Origin of the sequence: Flavobacterium aeripolare (genome assembly GCF_013294025.1) — a bacterium.
Lineage (GTDB): Bacteria > Bacteroidota > Bacteroidia > Flavobacteriales > Flavobacteriaceae > Flavobacterium.
The window spans coordinates 25,933-44,710 of the sequence record NZ_JABSNL010000013.1 but is presented as its reverse complement, the minus strand read 5'-3'; the positions used below and the strand labels follow the sequence as shown (position 1 = coordinate 44,710).

Here is an 18,778-nt window from a genome sequence, read left to right as displayed (position 1 = left end):
TAGTTATTTTTTATTTTTATAAAAGAAATAGCACAATTGAAAAAACAATAAAACAACCATTGCAATAATTTGCATGTGCACAACTTGTTCTAATGAATTATGGTAAGCGATAATTAAAGCTATTTGTGTCGAACCTAAAACAGCCGATACAATAACAGGTACATATTGATCTAAAGACAAATAGTAATAAGCAAAAATATTTGCTACCGCAAAAAGTGATGTTGCTAAAGCATACTTCCATAGAAGAAACGAAATAGAAAGATACTCTTGACCGAACATTATACCCACAACAAATTCAGGAAATAAAGCTGTGAATGCCACAATTAATGTAGACAGTAGTACAATGTAGCCCACATATTTCAATAAAATAGGGAGTGTGTCTTGATTGTCTTTTTTCATTTGGATTACCTTAGGTAATAGTAACATAACAAACATCCAAGCTACAAAATAAACAACACGACCTATTAAAGCTAGTGATGCATATAAACCAGCATCCTTACTATCAAAAAAGTGTTTCACTAAAATGATATCACTATTGTTGATGATAATTTGTGTAAGCTCATAAAACGCCGTCAACAAGAAGAAGTTCCTTATCGACTTTGTATCTATCTTTACCGTTATTGGAGTTGATAATCCTTTAAAAATGGCTTTTTGAAAAGGCAGCACACCAAATACAAAGGAAAGCAAAATTCCTAACGCCACAATAATAGACGTAGCTACATTAGGCAACAGCAGTAAACCGGCTAATGTTAATAGCAATCTACTCGCCATTTCTGTTTGATAGGTCGTAGCTAATTTATTAAGCACATTCTGTCCTTGATACAATCCTCTATTAACGCTCATCATAAAATACAACGGAATACCAAAACCAAAAATATAAAACATGGCTGATGTTTTAGTATGAAAGGCTACTTGCAATTCATGATTAAAAACAACGATAGCGACGCCAAATACAATCCCTATTATAGCGGCATATTTAGTTATCAGTTTAATGAAGGACAATAAACTACTTTCCTCAAACAATACTGCATACTTTGCAGTAACGATTTGAAAAGTCATCCCCACAAAAGATAGTATCAGTAAAAGAGTGATTAAAATTGCTGCATCAGAAAATGCTTCTGGTCCCAGCATTCTACCTAGTATTAAATTGTAGAGGTAATTACCTCCGTTTACTAACAGTATGGTGACCATGAAAAGCTGTTCAGGGCCTAACTTTCTCGGTATTTTAGCTATTAAATTGGAAACTATGTTCATTCCTTCTGATTATTAGTGTAGGTTACAGGAGTATATTGTTATAATTTGAGGCTTCAAATTGATCATTTACACCTTTATTATTTTTACCAATTACAAAAAACGATTTATCACTCTTAACTATTTGCTCTTGTAGCAGGACGACTCTCTTCACTGCATAGCTATCAATTGCAGTAATTTTTTCTAACGAAAGAACGATTCCAGTTTCTCTTGCAATAAGCGCGTTCAAATGATTCTCTAAATATACACTGTTTTGGGAATTTAACAATCCTTTTATCTCGTAAACACCTGAATTATAATTTATTTTTAAAGCCATAATAGTTATCTTTTAATTGTTTTATTTGTACAAATATCCATATTATCATAAAATTGGTAAATATTCTTAGACGAATGACTTAAAAGTGTAGATGAAATATTACGAATTTATCAGTAACTTGCATCATCAAACCCAAGATCTTCAACCTATGAAATTTACCCACAAGATTATTCTAACCTTTCTCTTTATTACTAGCTTCTCTTTACATGCGCAAGACATGAAAAAAGGATTTTCTCAATTAGAAAAAGGGGATTTTGCTAGCGCAGAAGTATTCTTTAAGGACATTTTAAAAGAGTATCCCGAAAATAAAACAGCACGACTGTGTTATGCAAGAGCTATAGGACTAAATGATAAAGCAGATCAAGCGCTCGTTAATTTCATAGCCTTAAAGAAAGAGTATCCTGGCGATTTAGAAATAGAATTAAACTATGCTGAAGCTTTACTCTGGAATAAAAAGTATGACGAAGCAAAAGTATTTTATAAAGAATTAGTAAAGGACAACCCAACAAATTTTGTAGCTCATTTAGGTTTTGCAAATACTTTGTCTAATCTAAAAGAATATCCTGAAGCATTAATCAATGTAAATAAAGCGTTGACTCTATCAACAGCGAATCCTGGAGCTTTAGTTTCAAGAAAATACATCAAACTAGGTTATGCTTACCAGTTAGTAAATGAAAAAAAATTCACAGAAGCAGCAACATTCTACGATGAGGTTTTAGTTGATTTCCCACTAGACAAAGAGACCTTAATGAATAAAGCAAATATGTATCTTGTTACTAAAGAAATTCAAAAAGGAAAAGATGTTTATAATTTACTTAAGCCAGCAAACCCTGTAATTGCTTTGAATGGTTTGTCTTTATTAGAACATATTGATAAAAAGGAAAAAACAGCTCTTAACCTCGCTACAGAATCTCTAGAAAAATCCCAAAGCATAACTGACGAAAGCTTAAAGAAACAAACGCAAGAACGCTATGTTCAAGCCTTGATTTGGAATAAAAAATACAAAGAGGCGGCCTCCTTCATTGAGACATTAAAAACGACTAATAGTAACGAGAATTGGGTACTTTCTCTTGCTGCTACATTAGCAATATACAAAAGTAATTTTCCAGAAAGTATTACTAATTACAAGCAAATATTAAAAAACGACAGCAAATCATTTGATGGAAATTTAGGAATCGCTAACGCATTTAAGGCCTCTGGAGAAATTAGCTTGGCGTATCAAGCTGCACTAACTACCCTTGAAGTGTTTAACAACCAAGGAGACGCCTTGAATTTTATAAAAAAATTAAAAGAAGACTATACTCCTTATGTGGAGCAAAAATTTAGCTACTCATTTGACAATGGAGATAATACTGCGATGGCATCTCACACCGAAATCAATTTACCGCTGTCTACTAAATGGGCTATTAATAGCACCTACCAATTTAGAAAAACGGATAACAAAGTAACTAAGGCCAATGCAGAAAGCAATGATTTTCTACTAGGTGCAACGTATCAGTTCCACCCGAAAATTAGTTATGCATTTGAAGTTGGAGTCAATTCAGCTAATTCTAGCACTACTAGCTACAACCAAATTTTAATTCACACCTATTTTAAAATCAAACCTTTAAAACTGCAAGACTTAGAAGTGGGATATAAAAGAGAGATGCAAAATTTTAACTCTGATTTAATTGATAAAGAAATTGCAACTAATAATTATTACTTCAATTATAATTTAAGCACTAATTTTAATTTTGGATGGTTCACACAATACTTCTTTACAGCTCAAACAGACAATAACAATAGAAACTTATTATTCACATCCTTTTATTATAATTTTATGTCTAATCCTGTACTTAAGGGAGGACTTAATTATCAATATATTTCATTTAAAGACCGCGTGCCTGCAGACTATTTTAGTCCAAAGAAATTTAATGCGGTAGAATTGTTTTTAGAATTGCTTAGAGATGAGAAAATTGTTGAAGCTAAATCATGGTTTTATAATGCTAATTTAGCGACTGGTTATCAATTTATAGAAGATGACAGTAAACAATGGACGTACCGCGTGCAAGGAAAAATAGGATACAAATTCTCTGATCGATTGCTAAGTAACTTTTATGTTACCCGAAGTAATATTGCATCTACAACGGCCTCGGGTTTTACATTTAATGAATTTGGTTTGCGTATCAAATGGAATCTGGCTAGCCAACCTATCTTTAAACTAAAATAAACAAACTTTTTTACAGCTACATTATCTTGAGAAGATAGTATAACAAAAAAAAGACTGCTCGTGGTAGCAGTCTTTTTTTTTGGAATATCAACTAGTATAACAGTTAATACTAAATTTGTTTTTTGAAAACTTGTGATATGATATCACGATTTCAAGCCATATCTGGCATTGAAGTGTAGGTGATTTTTAAATCTTATTTCATTTTGGGACAAAAAAGGTGATTTGATGCGGTTTTCAATTCAAAGATAAGTACAACTGTGTGAAAGATTTTAAGGCTTTCGATGAGATCAAATTTACATTAGACCACTGGTTGTTTTTAAACGATTAACTACTTAGACCTTATTACTTTTTTAGGTTAAAGTAATTTTTAATTTGCTAATTGCAACGCGCTTCTATCAAACCCTATTAAATTGCGTATCTCTGGAGTGTTAGGTAAAAGTACATCCCCGTTTGATTCAACAAAAAATGATTTGAGTAACGCATGACTTACCATTAATGTAGTTTTGCTTTTCTCGCCTACTCTTGCAGCTTCTAGCTTATTACTAGGTCCAGCCCAATGCACATTATAGCAGTAGCCTAATCCTTTAATTCTCACAAAGGTTATGTTACTATCATTTATCATAGTCCACCGCTTAGATATTAAATAGTAACCTGTAGCATCGTCATCGATTTGATTAACGTTTGCGCTGTTTGTAATAGTTAAGTTGATTTTCATAGCTATCGTTTTAAATACAAGTCTAATATACAACTATTTAGATAAAACAGCACATTTTATCGACGAACTACACCATTAACATAAATTTACAAGAATAAACTTACACTTATAAAACATTTAATCTATTTAGCAACTCTGCTCTATTAGAACGACTAACAGGTACAACATCCTTAGCTATCAAGACACTATTGTCTTCAATATCTATAATTTTATTAGTATTGATTATGAAGGAGCGATGTACTTTTAGGAAAATATCTTTAGGTAATTTGTCTTCAATCTTTTTTAAAGTAGAGTGAACGATATAATTTTTAACTTCAGTTTTAATATGAATATAATCTCCTTTAGCTTCGATTATATTAACTGAGTTAAAATTAATTTTTATCAATCTACGATCGATATTAACATAGAAGTCTTCATCAGTTCCATCGTCACTTTCGGGTTTAGCGTGTGAACTAGATGGCTTACTAACAACATCAGTCTTTTTTGAAGATAATTTTTGAATTGCTTTTGTAAAGCGTGACTCGGTGATGGGTTTTACGAGATAATCGACGATGCACTCATATTCAAATGCTTCGATTGCAAAGTTCCTGTCAGAAGTTACAAGTATAACATGAGGAGGATCTTTGATTGTTTGAATAAAGTCAAAGCCAGTAAAATTAGGCATGTGAATATCCAAGAAAATGAGGTCTACCTGATTTTGATTTAAAAATTTAATGGCATCAATAGCACTACAAAACTCACCTACAACATTATAATTAGTGTAGTTAGCCACGAATTGCGACATAATGGCTCTTGCCATCTCTTCATCGTCTATGATAATGCAATTCATTTTAAGTTGTTTTACAGTTGCTCAACAAACTCTTCCATAGCTTTTAATATCTGTTCAAAATCTTCTTTTAAGGCTACTGAGTTATCATTTAGATTATCCTCATAATCAGAAGCAAGATAATAACTTTTTTCGAGACCTAAAATGGAAACTTTATGTTTTAATTTATGAACTGCTTGAGCCGCTTGTGAATGGTCCTCAAGAGTCATTTGTTCCATGTAGGTTCCTATTTCTACTGGAAGTTCTCTTTTTAAGATTCCTATAATTTTAGCTTTAAACTCTTCATTACCACCAGATAAATCATTAATATAGTTTAGATTAGGCTGCTCCATTTGTTTTAGGTATTGTGAAATAAAAGGTAGATCCAACTTTTTCTTGACTTTCAAGCCAAATTCTCCCTTTATAATATTCGATTATTTTTTTAACTATTGACAGTCCAATTCCAGATGAATTCCCGTCATTCTGCAATTTAGAGAAAACCTCAAAAATCTTTGATTGATATGCTGCTGCAATTCCAACTCCATTGTCAGCAATTTGAAAAGTATATTCTTGCTCATCTTCTGAGCTAGAAATGGTTACTATAGGGTTTTCCTTATCATTATATTTAATAGCGTTCTCTATTATATTCTGGAACAATTGCTTCATTCTAAAATCATTTCCTACTATTTTAGGTAAAGGATTAGCAATAGAAACCGAAACTTGTTCTCCAACAGTCATTGCTTTTAAAAGATCTGAAACCATTATATTCAAATCTATCATTCGAGTTTCATGAGATAGACTTTCGATAGAAGAATAATTTAATATTCCTTTTATCAGCAAATCCATCTTTTCGACATTAGAAAGAATTCTATTTAAAGATTTCAAATTAGTTTCGTTCATGATTTCCTGATTGTCTTGTATGAACCAGTTTATCAAAGTATCAATTGTGCGTAATGGCGATTTCAAATCGTGAGAAACCATATGTGCATACTCACTCAAGGCTACATTTTGCTTTTCTAAATTGCCTAGGAGCTCTTCTCTTTGCTTATTTATTTTTACAATCTCGATAGATTGCTGCTTGATATAATCTGAGGAATCAAAATTATCTTTTAAAGAAGTTAGTTCAGGGTCTAAACTCATTGATTCTAGAATGTTTTGAAGGTTTTTGTTCACCTCCTTTAAACTTTCTGCTTCATCGCGTAATTTTTGATTTGCGTCAAATAACTCATCTGAGCTTATTTTCATTGCGCGTTGCAACATATCAATTTGACTCTCATAATTTAAATACGACTCATCTACTGCTCCTAAAAAAACATCTAAATCATTCAGACCTCCTTTGAGCTTTTTATCTATTTGTCTTTTTAATAATGGATGCATTACTCGCTAATTAAAGTTAAAGTCATAGTTTGATTGTGAAGTTCACACGAGGTGCTTCCGTTAAAGGGAGCCATCTCACCATAAGAATAAAATCCGGCTAAAGGAACATTTTCTCCTACTACCTCTCTTACTTGCTCTACTTCCTCTTCTACCCTTTGACTCATTACTAATTTTCTACCAATGCAACTTACTAATAGCGCTAATTCTGGTTTATTCTTTCTATTAGTCATCGCTAAATTTGCTGCAGTGTAAGCTCCTTGAGCAATACCGTCAACAGAAGCCATCATTAATTGCACCCTTGAATTTTCAGGTACATCTCCTGCAAGTATCATCGATTGATCAGCATCATTTATATTTAAAATAGTACGTACAACAGGATCTTTTTTACCAGCTGGTGTTACGTTCAAAGGATATAGCAACGAGGCTTGTGGAAGCTCATTTGACTTCTCACCTAAATATTTCTTATATAAATCTAAGGCCGGCTGACCATCAATTTCATACAAAATATTCCCTTCAGATTTAGTGATAATGCGCTCAGGACCAAAAGGAATCCAGCCACCAAAACTCGCAAAAGAAATTTCTAAGTTATCACCATAAAAACCAATTAAAATAACCTCTCCTTCTTTTGGATCTTCTTTATAAGACGCTAGTGTTTTTTCAAATCGAGCATCATCACCACACATTCCGCCAGTGATTGATAGACTAGCACTTAACTGCGTTTCTAAACCATTAATCAACGAACTACCATTTACAAAACTACCTTCTGAAAGTACAAATAGGTGTTTTAAATTTTCCTTGGGCATTTTAGCATATAGCGCCTCGCCCAATTGGACAGCATTTTTATCAAAATCTAAAATATTTTCTCTCTTTACTACGTAGGACGCTTTTTCAAACGCTATAGCAGTCACCGAAATTGAGTCATCATTTACGTGACAACATAATATCTCGCCTGCTGTTGATCCAAAAACGATATTTTCATATGGGAACTCTTTTCTAATATCCGCAATTACCTCAGGTTTCTCTAATAAATAACGATTTCCAAAAACCAACACCAAAGGATTTTCTAGCGTTTCTTTTTGTTGGAAATAATTCCAAATTTTACCGTCTTCTTTATATGCTTGAATAATTTTCATAGTTATTTTTTAAGTTTCACATAAAAGGTAGTTCCTTTTCCTTCCTCACTTTCGAGCCAAATTTCCCCTTTATAAAAATCAATTACTTTTTTTACTATTGACAAACCTAAACCTGTAGAGTGCTTACTATTTGTAAACGTTTTAAAGGTCTCAAATATTTTAGAATGAATCTCTTTTGCCATTCCTATTCCGTTGTCTTTAATCGAAAAAACAAAGCTAGACTCTAATTCCTCAGCGGCAATTTCTACTAGTCCATCCTCTTTATCGATATAATTTACTGCATTTCCAATTAAATTTTGAAACAACTGCTGAATTTTAAAACGGTCGGCTTTTATTGTTGGTAATGTATCAATTATCTTAATTTTAATATGGTCTGGAACGTGAATAATATCAATAATACTCGTCACTATTGCATGCGTATCTACACTTTCATTTCGAGTTTCATCTTTATCAATTTTAGAATAGGTTAATATCCCCTCGATTAGGTGGTCCATCTTCTCCACTTTGTGTTCGATTAAAGAAAAGTATTTCACAGTTTGTTCGTCAAAACTATTTTCGTTTTCTTCCTTTATCCATGTAATTAATGAATTTATACTACGCAAAGGGGACTTTAAATCGTGCGACACAATTTGGGCGTAATCTTCGAGTTCCTTATTTGTTTTTGCTAAATCATTAATCAAATTTTCTTTTTGAGCTTCAAGATCTTTCTGCGATGTAATATCCTCCTCAATAGCAAAATATTTAATTACGGTCCCTTCTTTATCATACAACGCTTGACCTTGTATTCTAACCCAGTATTTTTCTTTATTTTTAGAATAGTTTATTATTTCGCAATTAAATGGGAGTCCCTTTTTTATTTGTTCTCGAAGGTATTTTACTGCGTCTAAATCAGAGTCGGGTCCCTGAAGCAATCGTCCAGGTCTACAGCCTATAATTTCTTCCTTAGTATATCCTGACATTTTTAAGAAACTTCCATTTGCCCATTCAATATGGCCTTGAGCGTCACATATAATAACTGCATTTATATTTTTCTCGGCAATTAGCGAGAGCAAATACAATTGCTCTTCTTGGCTTTTTTGTTCCGTAATATCAAGGTGAATGCCTATCGAGCCTATAATATTTCCTTGAAGATCATAATTTGCAGCGCCACTAACCAACCATGATTTTAGTTCCTTCTGTTTATTTATGGCAGTAACTTCAAATGAATCTGTTATTCCGCTTTCTCTCAAGTTTACTTTTGCTTTAACTAACTGTATACTCTCTGGAGACAAAAATTTAGCTGCAGCTTCTTCACCTAGCAAATCATCTAATTCAAAACCACTCATGTCTAGAAAGCTTTGATTTGCCATGGTAACGCGGTCATCTAAATCTACTTCAAGCAGACCCAAATTCATGTTTGCGATAATATTACGGTATTTTTCTTTTTCTATTTCAAGACTCTCATCGTACCTTTTTTTAAGCGAAACATCTTCTAAAATAGCAAAATACTGCGTTGCAACACCTTCCTCATTCACGATAGGCTGCCCTTTTACACGTGACCAGAATGCATTACCATCTTTGCGAGCATGATGCAATTCGACTTCAAATGATTGACCCGTATTAAAAGCAGTAATCATTTTCATGATTTCGTCCTTATCTGTTTTGGATGTTCGACCAACTTCAAGAGGCGTTTTTCCTAATATCTGTTCTCTATCAAAACCTGTTAAGTTAGCATAAGCATCATTGCACCAAAAAATGGTACCGTCGAGCTTTGTAAACACTACGCCATTTTTATTAGCACTAGCAACATACGACAATCGATTTAATTCTTCCTGATCTGCTTTGAGTTGGTTTCTTTGACGATTAATTGTCAACAACAATTCTTTAAGTTCTTTTGAGGTGTTCTCAGCATTGTTGAGGACATGCAATAAATCGAGTAAGGGATCATTATGCGCAAAATCCTCAAATGTTAGGTCTCTATTAATAACCTCATTCATAGAGGTAAACCATGGCGACCCTACAAACAATAAGGTATCGTCCATAATTTCAAACTGACCTCTTAGGGTTAGGTCAGTTTTTTCATATTTTAATAAAATATGTTGCTCATTATTCTCGAGCAATGTAGCAAAGCAAACATTTTCTAATTGTGGTCTACTAACTGTAAAATGAGCACTAAAAGAGGTTTCTTTTTTTAAATCTGGACAAATTTTAGCTAGACTTTTTCCAAAATTCACTATTTTGAGATCTGAACTTAACTGGAAATAGAATGGAAATATTCTATTAAAACTATCTTCATTAAAATGCATTGCTACTTCAGTCATATTTTTTACCATTTAACTTTAAACACTTCATGTGTGCTGCCTTCATTTCTAGAAGCCACTAACTCAAGTTCTACAGCGGTTCCATAGACATTTCCTAAACCTAGAAGAATTCCTCTAACAAAATCTTGGAGACCTTCTCGTTGTGAAAAATAATGTAAATTAAGACTTTTTTCAGCAATATCACTTACCTTAAATTCTGGTGGCGTAAGTTTGGGGTAGATTAACATCACCCTATTATGAAAATTTGGTAGATTGATTAAAAAGTCTCTTAAATTATTTCCGCCAGACTCCATTAATCCCGGGTATTTCTCCTTAGTAGTTTTCATTACCCACCACTGTCCAAAAGCAATTAGAACGGCACTTAACGTCATGTTCATCTCTTCTCCAACTGCAGTGGCAATTTTATAAGTAACATCATCATCATACACTTCATTGCTTAGAAAAAAATCAATTTCAACACCACTTCTTTTGTGAATATTTTCCCATTTCTCTCTTCCAAAATTAGCTACAACTAAGTCCTCAATTGATTTGTTTACAATTCCGTACATAAAATTATTAGTTCGTTATTAATTCGTTACAACTCCAATATTCAATTAATTTAGTAATACGCTCCACATAATCATCGTATTTCAACGGTTTGATTACATAACCCGCAATTCCAATCCTGTAACACTCAAGAACGTCTTTATGATTGCTTGACGTAGACAATATAATTGCAGGAATATATTTTAAATAATCATCAGCTTTAAGAATTCCTAAAAACTCGATACCGTTGATCTTGGGCATGTTTAAATCTAAAACAATAATATCAGGAACGACTTCTTTAATCTTTAGAATCTCAATTGCTTCCTCTCCATTATTAGCTTCTACAATTTTATGCTTTAATTTTAAAGTACTCAATACCCTATTGAATTTCATTACTTCTATTTCGTCGTCCTCAATTAAAAGTATATTTAGTGCCTTGCTCATGGTATTTTTTATAATAGTTGAGGTATAAATATATTCAATTTTATCCTATAGCAGCGTAATATTCGATATGACTGTCAAAACGGTAGTTCAATCGTCGATAAGTGTCGACGAATGGTTATTGCAAATCCCTTATTTTTTGCTTTGCTGATTTAGGCAAACTATTAAACACTAAATCATACGAATGTTCGATAAGCTCTTCAAGTAATTTACCCCCTACTTCCTGATTAATTGCCACAGTATTCCAGTGTTTTTTATTCATATGAAAACCCGCTGTAATAGCGTCATACTCTACGCGCAATTCTTCTGCAAATTCTGGGTTACATTTTAAATTTACGGCAGGATGACCTTCTTCCCATTTGTTCAATGAAGTTAATGCAAACATTTTTCCACCCACTTTGAAAACCAGTGTATCATTATCAAAAGGAAAATGCTCAGTTACTCCGTCTTTTAACAAACAATATTCATGAAATTTTTCTAAATTCATTCTATTAAAAATTTTATATAACCACTTTTTCCATCATTCTCTCAGGGCGTGCCAGTAGTGCAAAACCAAATTTCTCATATAAAAAATGAGCATCGGCGGTTGCTAATCGCCAGATCTTAACTTGTTGTAATTCATCTTGCTTCAACATCCTATCAATTAACAAAGACGAGTACCCTTTACCTCTATATTTTTCATCTATAAAAACATCCATTACATACGCAAAAACGATGTAATCAGTAATCACTCTCGCAAAACCTATTTGTTGCTTATTAAGGTAAATACCAAAACAGAAAGAGTGATCAATCGTAGTTTGAACGTCCTCCATTGTGCGTCCTGCTGACCAGTAGACATCCTTTAAAAAATGTTGAATAAAAGGAATATCTAGCTTGCTTTTATCTGTAGATATGGTAATCATATCTTGTACAATATAGGTTTACTAGGAGAAGCATCATTCTCAAAAGAAGCGATCTGCAAATTCAGTAGATAAGAACCATCTAGAACCGCGTCATCAACAAAAATTAACTCAGTTATTGTTGCGTTGACTCTTGCATCTGCATTTAATTCATTCACGTTAGTCACGTTCCAAAACGCTTTGTGTGCTAGCAATTTCCCCTCATCTTTTTCTTTATCTACACTAGGTAAATCAATTAATAGATGTTGGATTCCGCTTTCGCGAATGAAAATCGCAGCTGCTTCCTCTAGGTACGGTGGATTTGTATGTGAGTACTTTCTAGATTTCTTGCTCGTCTCATTGGGCAGCGTTCTTATGATAATTGCCTCTGTCTTCTTACCGTCTAATGCCTTTTCAATGACCTCTTTTGTAACAACAAAATCATCTTTTTGCTTTTCTAGATTAATGGAAACTAACTCAGCCAAAAAGAAAAATTGTTTCAAAGCTTGATTAATACTATAAAAATCACGTGTAATATGACCCAAGCATTCTGTGTGCGTGCCATGACCATGCGGATTAAAAAGGATATTATTAAAATTTGTAGAAGACATTCCTGAAGAAACTTTACCTATCCACTCACCAAATTCTACCGGCTCAATAACAGGCTTTTCAATATACCAAGCTATTGGGTTTTGTGCATCATTTGTTATCGGTATCGAAATATCAATGGGTTCTGATAAATCGACTTGTATGGTACTGTTGTTGTGATTGATTGTGGTTTTCATAATTTGGTTTTACCGCAAAGGACGCAATGATTAGGCGCAATGGTCGCTATGCTTAGATTAAGAATGTGTGATTTTTTGCCGCAATAGTACAGTTTTATATCGCAGAGATTAAATACAATGATTGTTGTCCCTAAATTAAGAATTTTTTTTTTGCTTGCATTGACGCTGGTGAAAGAGCGTTTCTACAACTAAATTAGAGCTTGTTTGCAATTCTTCTAATCCCATCTTTTATTAAAGCAACATTAAAATTTATCAACAATCCTAATTTGCAATCTGTCAACTTTAGATAAGTTAATAATTGAGCAAAGTGAACATCACTTAAAGCATCTACTGATTTTATTTCTAAAATCAATTTATCTTCAACGATAAGATCAAGCCTATAACCAATGTCCAACTGGACATTTTCATAAACTAAAGGCAATGCTTTTTGCTTAATTACCATCAAACCTTTCTTCCTAAGCTCATAATACAAACACTCTTCATATGCTCTTTCTAGTAAACCTGGACCAAGAGCTCTATGAACTTTGAGAGCGCAATCAAAGACGATTTTTGACAATTCATTTTCATTCATAAGAGAAAACTTTGTGAACTTTGCGCAAAACTTTGTGCCCTTGCGGTAAGTTTGTTTACTCCAAATTTAAGTAAAATAAATCCGATGCAATTCCGTCAGTTAGAAACTTTCCTTTTTTAGTAGGTCTTAAAACATCGTTTTCAACCACTAGCAAGGCATCTTTTAAGAACTTGTCGGCTTGTTTCAATAAATAATCTAAATATATTTGACCAAATTCTGCTTCTATTCGAAGTAGAGAAACACCCCAAATTGTACGCAAACCAGTCATGACATATTCATTATAACGATCTGCTTGCGAAAGAATTTCAACTTCGTTTGGCAATTCACCAACCTCAATTGCTTTTAAATACAAGGGATTATTGGCAATATTCCAAGAGCGAGATACCCCATCGTAGCTGTGTGCCGAGGGACCAATTCCTATGTATTTTTTCCCTAACCAATATGCCGAATTGTTCTTTGAAAAGTGATTCTCTTTTCCAAAATTAGACAATTCGTAATGCAGGAAGCCATTTGCAGTTAACGTATCTACGAGAATCATAAAATGCGCTTGTGCTACTTCGTCATTTGGCTCTGCAATTTTTCCTGTCTGAATTAATTTTTTTAAAGCTGTTTTAGGTTCGACTGTAAGTGCATAGCTTGAGATATGCGGAATCCCAAAAGACAATGCCATATCGATATTTTGTCGCCACTTTTCGTTAGTCATTCCTGGAACACCATAGATTAAATCAATGGAGATGTTGTCAAAATATTGAGTTGCTTCTGTCAAACATCTTTGTGCCTCTTCAGAATTATGTGCGCGATTCATCATCTTCAAATCGTCCTCAAAGAAAGATTGGATTCCTATACTCAATCGGTTTACTTTACTTTTTGAGAGGGCTAAGATTCGTTCTGTAGAAAGATCATCGGGATTTGCTTCAAGTGTAATTTCAGGATTAACTACAACCGTGTAATTGTCGTAAACAGCTTGTATCAAAAAATCAATTTCAGCAGAAGAGAGAACGCTAGGTGTTCCTCCACCAAAATAAATAGTCTCGACCTCTTCATTTGCAGATTCACTTTTGCGTAAGCGAATTTCTTTGGCCAAAGCCGCAACCATTTCCTCTTTCTTTTGCATCGAAGTCGAAAAATGAAAGTCGCAATAATGACAAGCTTGCTTGCAAAAAGGGATGTGTATGTAGATTCCGCTCATTATCTTAGTGTTCAGTTACAGTGGCAGTTTACAGTCTAGAGACCAAAAACTATTTTTTTATTCGAGATTCATTATTTTTCACAAAAGCATCCCAACCAGAATAGCTTTTTTCGCCAATAACTTTTCCTGAATTGAAAAAGTGGCAAACCGCAGCTGCTAATCCATCGGTTGAATCGAGATTTTTTGGTAGTTCTTTTAAGCCCAAAAGCTGTTGGAGCATTTTAGCGACTTGCTCTTTACTGGCATTACCGTTTCCAGTAATGGCCATTTTTATTTTCTTAGGTTCGTATTCAGTAATGGGAATATCTCTCGACAACCCTGCAGCCATAGCGACACCTTGTGCGCGGCCCAACTTTAACATTGACTGCACATTCTTACCAAAAAAAGGCGCTTCAATCGCAATTTCATCAGGATGATGGGTGTCTATCAATTCAATGGTACGCTCAAAAATACGCTTCAGTTTCATGTAGTGATCATCCATTTTATTCAACTGCAATTCGTTCAACTGAATAAATTCCATTTTCTTATTGACTACTTTGATTAGTCCAAAACCCATTATAGTGGTCCCAGGATCAATTCCTAATATGATGCGTTCGTTTGCCAATTTATTATATATTTAATTTATAGCCATTTACAACTTATCCCTAGTAACATCAAGTATCTAGAAATACTTGGACATTGCATTATAAAAACCAGCTAGTGCAATCTGATAGTAATTTGTTTACCCTGAAATTACTAGGCTTCAGTAGAACAAATACTTCAAAAAGTACTTAGCACTACTCATATTCTATTACAATTTCCATTCGATACAAAACTACACAATTCATTGTGGTTGTATGGCTACTTTTAAAGATCAATGCTACTTTTATTTCCTTGATCTTACAAACAATAGTACTACTGCAAGATTATAAGTAAGAACAAAAAACTACAGCACTTCTCTATTTTGTTGTTCCCTCATGAAAAACAATCCAATAACAGTAAGTGCAATCATTCCCGAAAACAAAACACTTACAATCACGCTCCCTATTTCCTCTAATGGCAAACCAAAACTAAAACGTAAAGCAAGGATAACTGCTGCTACAGTAATTACCGCGAACCAATATTGTAAAAGCGTAGTACGAGGCGTAATATTTTCAACTGGAAGTTTGTAGATAAATTGGAATAAAATAGCCAAGCCCACTATGCTACTTATATGTTGCCCTAATTTATAAATAGGAATAGTTAGAAACTGAGTATTAAAGAAAGCTACCCTTTGAACAATAAAGCCATCCCAGTGTGTCATCGAGTCCCAAAATAAATGAGAAAGTGCGCCTATAAAAAAGGAAAAACAAACAATTAAGAAGTTACTTTTTAAGTATGAAAACCAATCGTTATTTTTTAACGTTTGCAGTCTAGCGCTAAAAAATAGCGGAAGATGATTTATTAAGCTATTTTTAATAATACCGTGAAATACACACATGACCAATAAGCCAAGAGGGAGATCGATTAGCAGAACACCTAAAAAACTATGACTGATTTCACTTTGCATTTTCATCCTGAAAAAATATTCAAAATCAGGAGACATCGAACCAACAACTAATGCGGTTGCAGATATTTTTTTATGCTTAAAGAGAGGCAATACAATTGCGGGATGAGAAAAGGTAAACGGCATTACTTATTCTACTTTGATGATTACAGGTAAAATAAATTGTGTTTTAACTGGGATTCCACGTTTTATCGCTGGATTAACTTTAGGAAAATCTACTAAACGTGCATGTAAAATACTGTCAATTTTAATCGTATCATAAGCAACTGAATCCTTGGGAAATTGCGGCTCAAATTTAAGTTTCGAATTTGGAAAAACAGTCACTAACACTTGGATTGTATCTAACTCAGGATACATAATAGATAAAGTATCAACCCTGATTTTCTCTTGAATTAAGGTTGTCATATATTGAAAAAAACATTGCTGACGTTCTGTTTTACTGTCCATTTTATTGCAATCTACAAAAGAAGGGTACTCATCAACTTCATTCCAGTTAATGGACTTCAATTCTTTTTGTAGCAACTCCTTTTCAGAAGGAATTTGCTTGTCATAATACTGACAAGAATTCAATAGCAACGCAATAAGTAGTACCTGATAATATTTCAAAGTGTTATTTTCAATTAGATTCTTTACTAATAAAGAATCATTATTTTTATTTTAAGCTTAAGATAGTAGCCTCTTATATTAAAATTCAACTAGTATAATTGGATAGTAACGCAGCCCTAAAAGCATATTTTAACTTAAAAATGCTATTTTTATGCGTTCTAGAACATAAACTACATTTTAATCCTAAGAAAAACCAATTTACGATTTACTATCTTAATCGGGTATAAAACTACAAAAAATTACGTTATGGATATCTTACTTTTAATCATAGGCTTTCTTTGCATGATAATAGGGATAGCAGGTAGCATATTACCAGTGTTACCTGGAGCAAGTATTAGTTGGCTAGGGCTATTTTTATTACACTTAACAAGCATTATCCCTTTTAATTACTACCTGTTAGGCATAACATTGTTTATTGTACTTGTTGTCACTGTATTAGACTACATCATCCCTTCAAAAGGAATTAAACATTTTGGCGGTAGCAAGTATGGGGTATGGGGAACAAATATTGGTTTGGTTGTAGGTTTCTTTATACCTATCCCACTTGGATTTTTACTTGGAGCTTTCTTTGGTGGATTACTAGGCGAATTAGTATTTAATAAAAGTAGTGCACAGCAAGCATTTAAGGCAGCAACGGGATCGTTAGTTGGTTTCTTAATTTCTACACTCTTTCAATTTGCTGTTTGTCTTGTCTATTTGGGCCTTTTTATAAATCTGTTTTGGACCTATAAAACACAGCTCCTGTAATATAAAGAAACTACCTAAAATACGTTATCAGGCATTATCACAAAAAAAATTCTATCATTTAAAAACCAAATATGACTAACCCACATACACCTTTAATTACTAACGATGCCGTTGTACTAGGAATCTTAATAACGATACTCGGCTTAATATTTATTACTTCCTCTAGTGAAAAAGTCTTTTACAAAAAGTTCTACAGTATCGTGCCCTCTGTTCTACTGTGCTATTTTATTCCTGCACTTTTAAATACCTTTAATATAATCTCAGGCGAATCTTCTAATTTATATACTATTGCCTCTCGTTATTTATTACCTGCCAGTTTAGTACTACTAACCTTGAGTATTAACTTTGTTGCCTTAAAAAGATTAGGAAGCAAAGCCGTAATCATGTTCTTAGCAGGAACGCTAGGAATTATAATCGGTGGACCTTTGGCCTTATACATTGTGGGCAGCTTCTTTCCCGAAGTCGCTTTGTCAAACGGCGAAGAAGTTTGGAAAGGCTTATCAACAATCGCAGGAAGCTGGATTGGAGGCGGCGCAAATCAAACCGCCATGCTAGAAGTGTTTGGCGCAAGCAAAAGTTTATTTGCTCAAATGATAGCCGTAGATGTCTTAGTGGCTAATTTATGGATGGGGTTTTTATTGTATGGTGCACAAAAATCTGAAAAAATAGATATATGGTTAAAAGCAGATAGCGCCCCCATAGCCGAATTAGAGAAAAAACTAGAGGAAGAGCAGGCGGGGAAAAGACAGCCACTCACCACAAATAATATTATGATTGTGCTTATGGTTGCTTTTGGGATAACAGGATTAGGGCACTTTTTAGCAGATATACTGGCTCCCTTTTTTAAAGAAAACTATCCTCAACTAGAAAAATATTCTTTCACTAATGAATTCTTTTGGTTAGTGATCATTACCACTACCGCAGGAGTACTCTTATCATTCACCAAAGTTAGAAAGATAGAAAGTTTTGGAGCATCAAAAATTGGAACCGTATTCTTGTATATTCTTGTTGCAACCATAGGAACACACATGAACTTAGGAGCAATATTCGACAATCCTTTACTATTTTTGGTGGGAATAATATGGATAACAACACACATACTAGTAATGATTATCGTTGCAAAAATTATTAAAGCACCCTTCTTTTATGTAGCTGTAGGAAGCCAAGCCAATATAGGAGGAGCTGCATCTGCACCTATTGTAGCGGCTGCATTTAGTCCCTTCCTAGCACCAGTTGGCGTGCTACTAGCAGTTCTTGGTTATGCCGTAGGAACCTATGGCGCTTATGTTTGCGGACTACTATTGCAACAAGTTTTCAATCTAATTACATCTTAAGTAAAATAAAAAACTACTCTTAACGGCTTACTGTTATCATTATAATGGTGTATCCCTACGGGTCGGGCTAT

At 33.6% G+C, this 18,778-nt stretch carries 21 protein-coding genes; 3 read left to right on the top strand and 18 right to left on the bottom strand.

What is annotated here, in order from left to right:
- Nucleotides 1–3: 3 nt before the first annotated feature.
- On the bottom strand, nt 4–1,254 hold the full coding sequence (locus HNQ00_RS14185; RefSeq protein ID WP_173839162.1) for an MATE family efflux transporter: 1,251 nt from the start codon (nt 1,252–1,254) through the stop codon (nt 4–6).
- Between the two features lie 22 nt (nt 1,255–1,276).
- On the bottom strand, nt 1,277–1,567 hold the full coding sequence (locus HNQ00_RS14180; protein ID WP_173839161.1) for an STAS domain-containing protein: 291 nt from the start codon (nt 1,565–1,567) through the stop codon (nt 1,277–1,279).
- A 91-nt stretch (nt 1,568–1,658) separates the two neighbouring features.
- On the opposite strand from HNQ00_RS14180, the gene HNQ00_RS14175 reads away from it, so the two are divergent.
- Nucleotides 1,659–3,776 carry a tetratricopeptide repeat protein gene (locus HNQ00_RS14175; protein ID WP_254598537.1) on the top strand — a complete coding sequence of 706 codons (2,118 nt, stop codon included), beginning with the start codon at nt 1,659–1,661 and terminating at the stop codon, nt 3,774–3,776.
- Nucleotides 3,777–4,143: 367 nt separating this feature from the next.
- Here HNQ00_RS14175 and HNQ00_RS14170 read toward each other — a convergent pair whose 3' ends face one another.
- From HNQ00_RS14170 to HNQ00_RS14095, 16 genes are all read right to left on the bottom strand, one after another.
- On the bottom strand, nt 4,144–4,491 hold the full coding sequence (locus HNQ00_RS14170; protein WP_173839160.1) for a hypothetical protein: 348 nt from the start codon (nt 4,489–4,491) through the stop codon (nt 4,144–4,146).
- 106 nt (nt 4,492–4,597) lie between these two features.
- Nucleotides 4,598–5,320 carry a LytR/AlgR family response regulator transcription factor gene (locus HNQ00_RS14165; protein WP_173839159.1) on the bottom strand — a complete coding sequence of 241 codons (723 nt, stop codon included), beginning with the start codon at nt 5,318–5,320 and terminating at the stop codon, nt 4,598–4,600.
- An 11-nt stretch (nt 5,321–5,331) separates the two neighbouring features.
- On the bottom strand, nt 5,332–5,649 hold the full coding sequence (locus HNQ00_RS14160) for an Hpt domain-containing protein (protein ID WP_173839158.1): 318 nt from the start codon (nt 5,647–5,649) through the stop codon (nt 5,332–5,334).
- A complete protein-coding gene (locus tag HNQ00_RS14155; RefSeq protein WP_173839157.1) occupies nt 5,636–6,673 on the bottom strand; it encodes a sensor histidine kinase in 1,038 nt (345 codons plus the stop codon). Before HNQ00_RS14155 ends, HNQ00_RS14160 begins: the two co-directional genes overlap by 14 nt.
- The gene (locus tag HNQ00_RS14150; RefSeq protein ID WP_173839156.1) at nt 6,673–7,806 is read right to left on the bottom strand and encodes an FIST signal transduction protein; all 1,134 of its coding nucleotides are present in this window, start codon (nt 7,804–7,806) and stop codon (nt 6,673–6,675) included. The genes HNQ00_RS14155 and HNQ00_RS14150 overlap by 1 nt, the downstream gene beginning before the upstream one ends.
- A gap of 2 nt (nt 7,807–7,808) precedes the next feature.
- Nucleotides 7,809–10,106, bottom strand: a complete 2,298-nt coding sequence (locus tag HNQ00_RS14145; protein ID WP_173839155.1) for a PAS domain-containing protein — start codon at nt 10,104–10,106, stop codon at nt 7,809–7,811.
- A 5-nt stretch (nt 10,107–10,111) separates the two neighbouring features.
- Complete coding sequence (locus tag HNQ00_RS14140; protein WP_173839154.1) at nt 10,112–10,654, bottom strand: heme NO-binding domain-containing protein; 543 nt, start codon at nt 10,652–10,654, stop codon at nt 10,112–10,114.
- Between the two features lie 7 nt (nt 10,655–10,661).
- A complete protein-coding gene (locus HNQ00_RS14135; protein ID WP_173839153.1) occupies nt 10,662–11,075 on the bottom strand; it encodes a response regulator in 414 nt (137 codons plus the stop codon).
- 115 nt (nt 11,076–11,190) lie between these two features.
- Nucleotides 11,191–11,559 (bottom strand): MmcQ/YjbR family DNA-binding protein, encoded by a 369-nt coding sequence (locus HNQ00_RS14130; protein ID WP_173839152.1) that lies wholly within the window; start codon nt 11,557–11,559, stop codon nt 11,191–11,193.
- 13 nt (nt 11,560–11,572) lie between these two features.
- Complete coding sequence (locus HNQ00_RS14125; RefSeq protein WP_173839151.1) at nt 11,573–11,974, bottom strand: GNAT family N-acetyltransferase; 402 nt, start codon at nt 11,972–11,974, stop codon at nt 11,573–11,575.
- The gene (locus HNQ00_RS14120; RefSeq protein ID WP_173839150.1) at nt 11,971–12,735 is read right to left on the bottom strand and encodes a cyclase family protein; all 765 of its coding nucleotides are present in this window, start codon (nt 12,733–12,735) and stop codon (nt 11,971–11,973) included. The genes HNQ00_RS14125 and HNQ00_RS14120 overlap by 4 nt, the downstream gene beginning before the upstream one ends.
- A gap of 193 nt (nt 12,736–12,928) precedes the next feature.
- Nucleotides 12,929–13,306, bottom strand: a complete 378-nt coding sequence (locus tag HNQ00_RS14115) for a GxxExxY protein (RefSeq protein ID WP_173839149.1) — start codon at nt 13,304–13,306, stop codon at nt 12,929–12,931.
- Between the two features lie 55 nt (nt 13,307–13,361).
- On the bottom strand, nt 13,362–14,495 hold the full coding sequence (hemW, locus tag HNQ00_RS14110; RefSeq protein WP_173839148.1) for a radical SAM family heme chaperone HemW: 1,134 nt from the start codon (nt 14,493–14,495) through the stop codon (nt 13,362–13,364).
- Between the two features lie 49 nt (nt 14,496–14,544).
- Nucleotides 14,545–15,099: a crossover junction endodeoxyribonuclease RuvC gene (ruvC, locus tag HNQ00_RS14105; protein ID WP_173839147.1), complete on the bottom strand. Its 555-nt coding sequence runs from the start codon at nt 15,097–15,099 to the stop codon at nt 14,545–14,547.
- Between the two features lie 321 nt (nt 15,100–15,420).
- Entirely contained in the window at nt 15,421–16,146 is a 726-nt protein-coding gene (locus HNQ00_RS14100; protein WP_173839146.1) for a DUF4184 family protein, read from the bottom strand.
- 3 nt (nt 16,147–16,149) lie between these two features.
- Nucleotides 16,150–16,626 (bottom strand): hypothetical protein, encoded by a 477-nt coding sequence (locus HNQ00_RS14095; protein WP_173839145.1) that lies wholly within the window; start codon nt 16,624–16,626, stop codon nt 16,150–16,152.
- 246 nt (nt 16,627–16,872) lie between these two features.
- Here HNQ00_RS14095 and HNQ00_RS14090 point away from each other — a divergent pair, with 246 nt between their 5' ends.
- Both HNQ00_RS14090 and HNQ00_RS14085 read left to right on the top strand, forming a co-directional pair.
- Nucleotides 16,873–17,373 (top strand): DUF456 domain-containing protein, encoded by a 501-nt coding sequence (locus HNQ00_RS14090; RefSeq protein ID WP_173839144.1) that lies wholly within the window; start codon nt 16,873–16,875, stop codon nt 17,371–17,373.
- A gap of 71 nt (nt 17,374–17,444) precedes the next feature.
- On the top strand, nt 17,445–18,707 hold the full coding sequence (locus HNQ00_RS14085) for a DUF819 family protein (protein ID WP_173839143.1): 1,263 nt from the start codon (nt 17,445–17,447) through the stop codon (nt 18,705–18,707).
- Nucleotides 18,708–18,778: the final 71 nt, after the last annotated feature.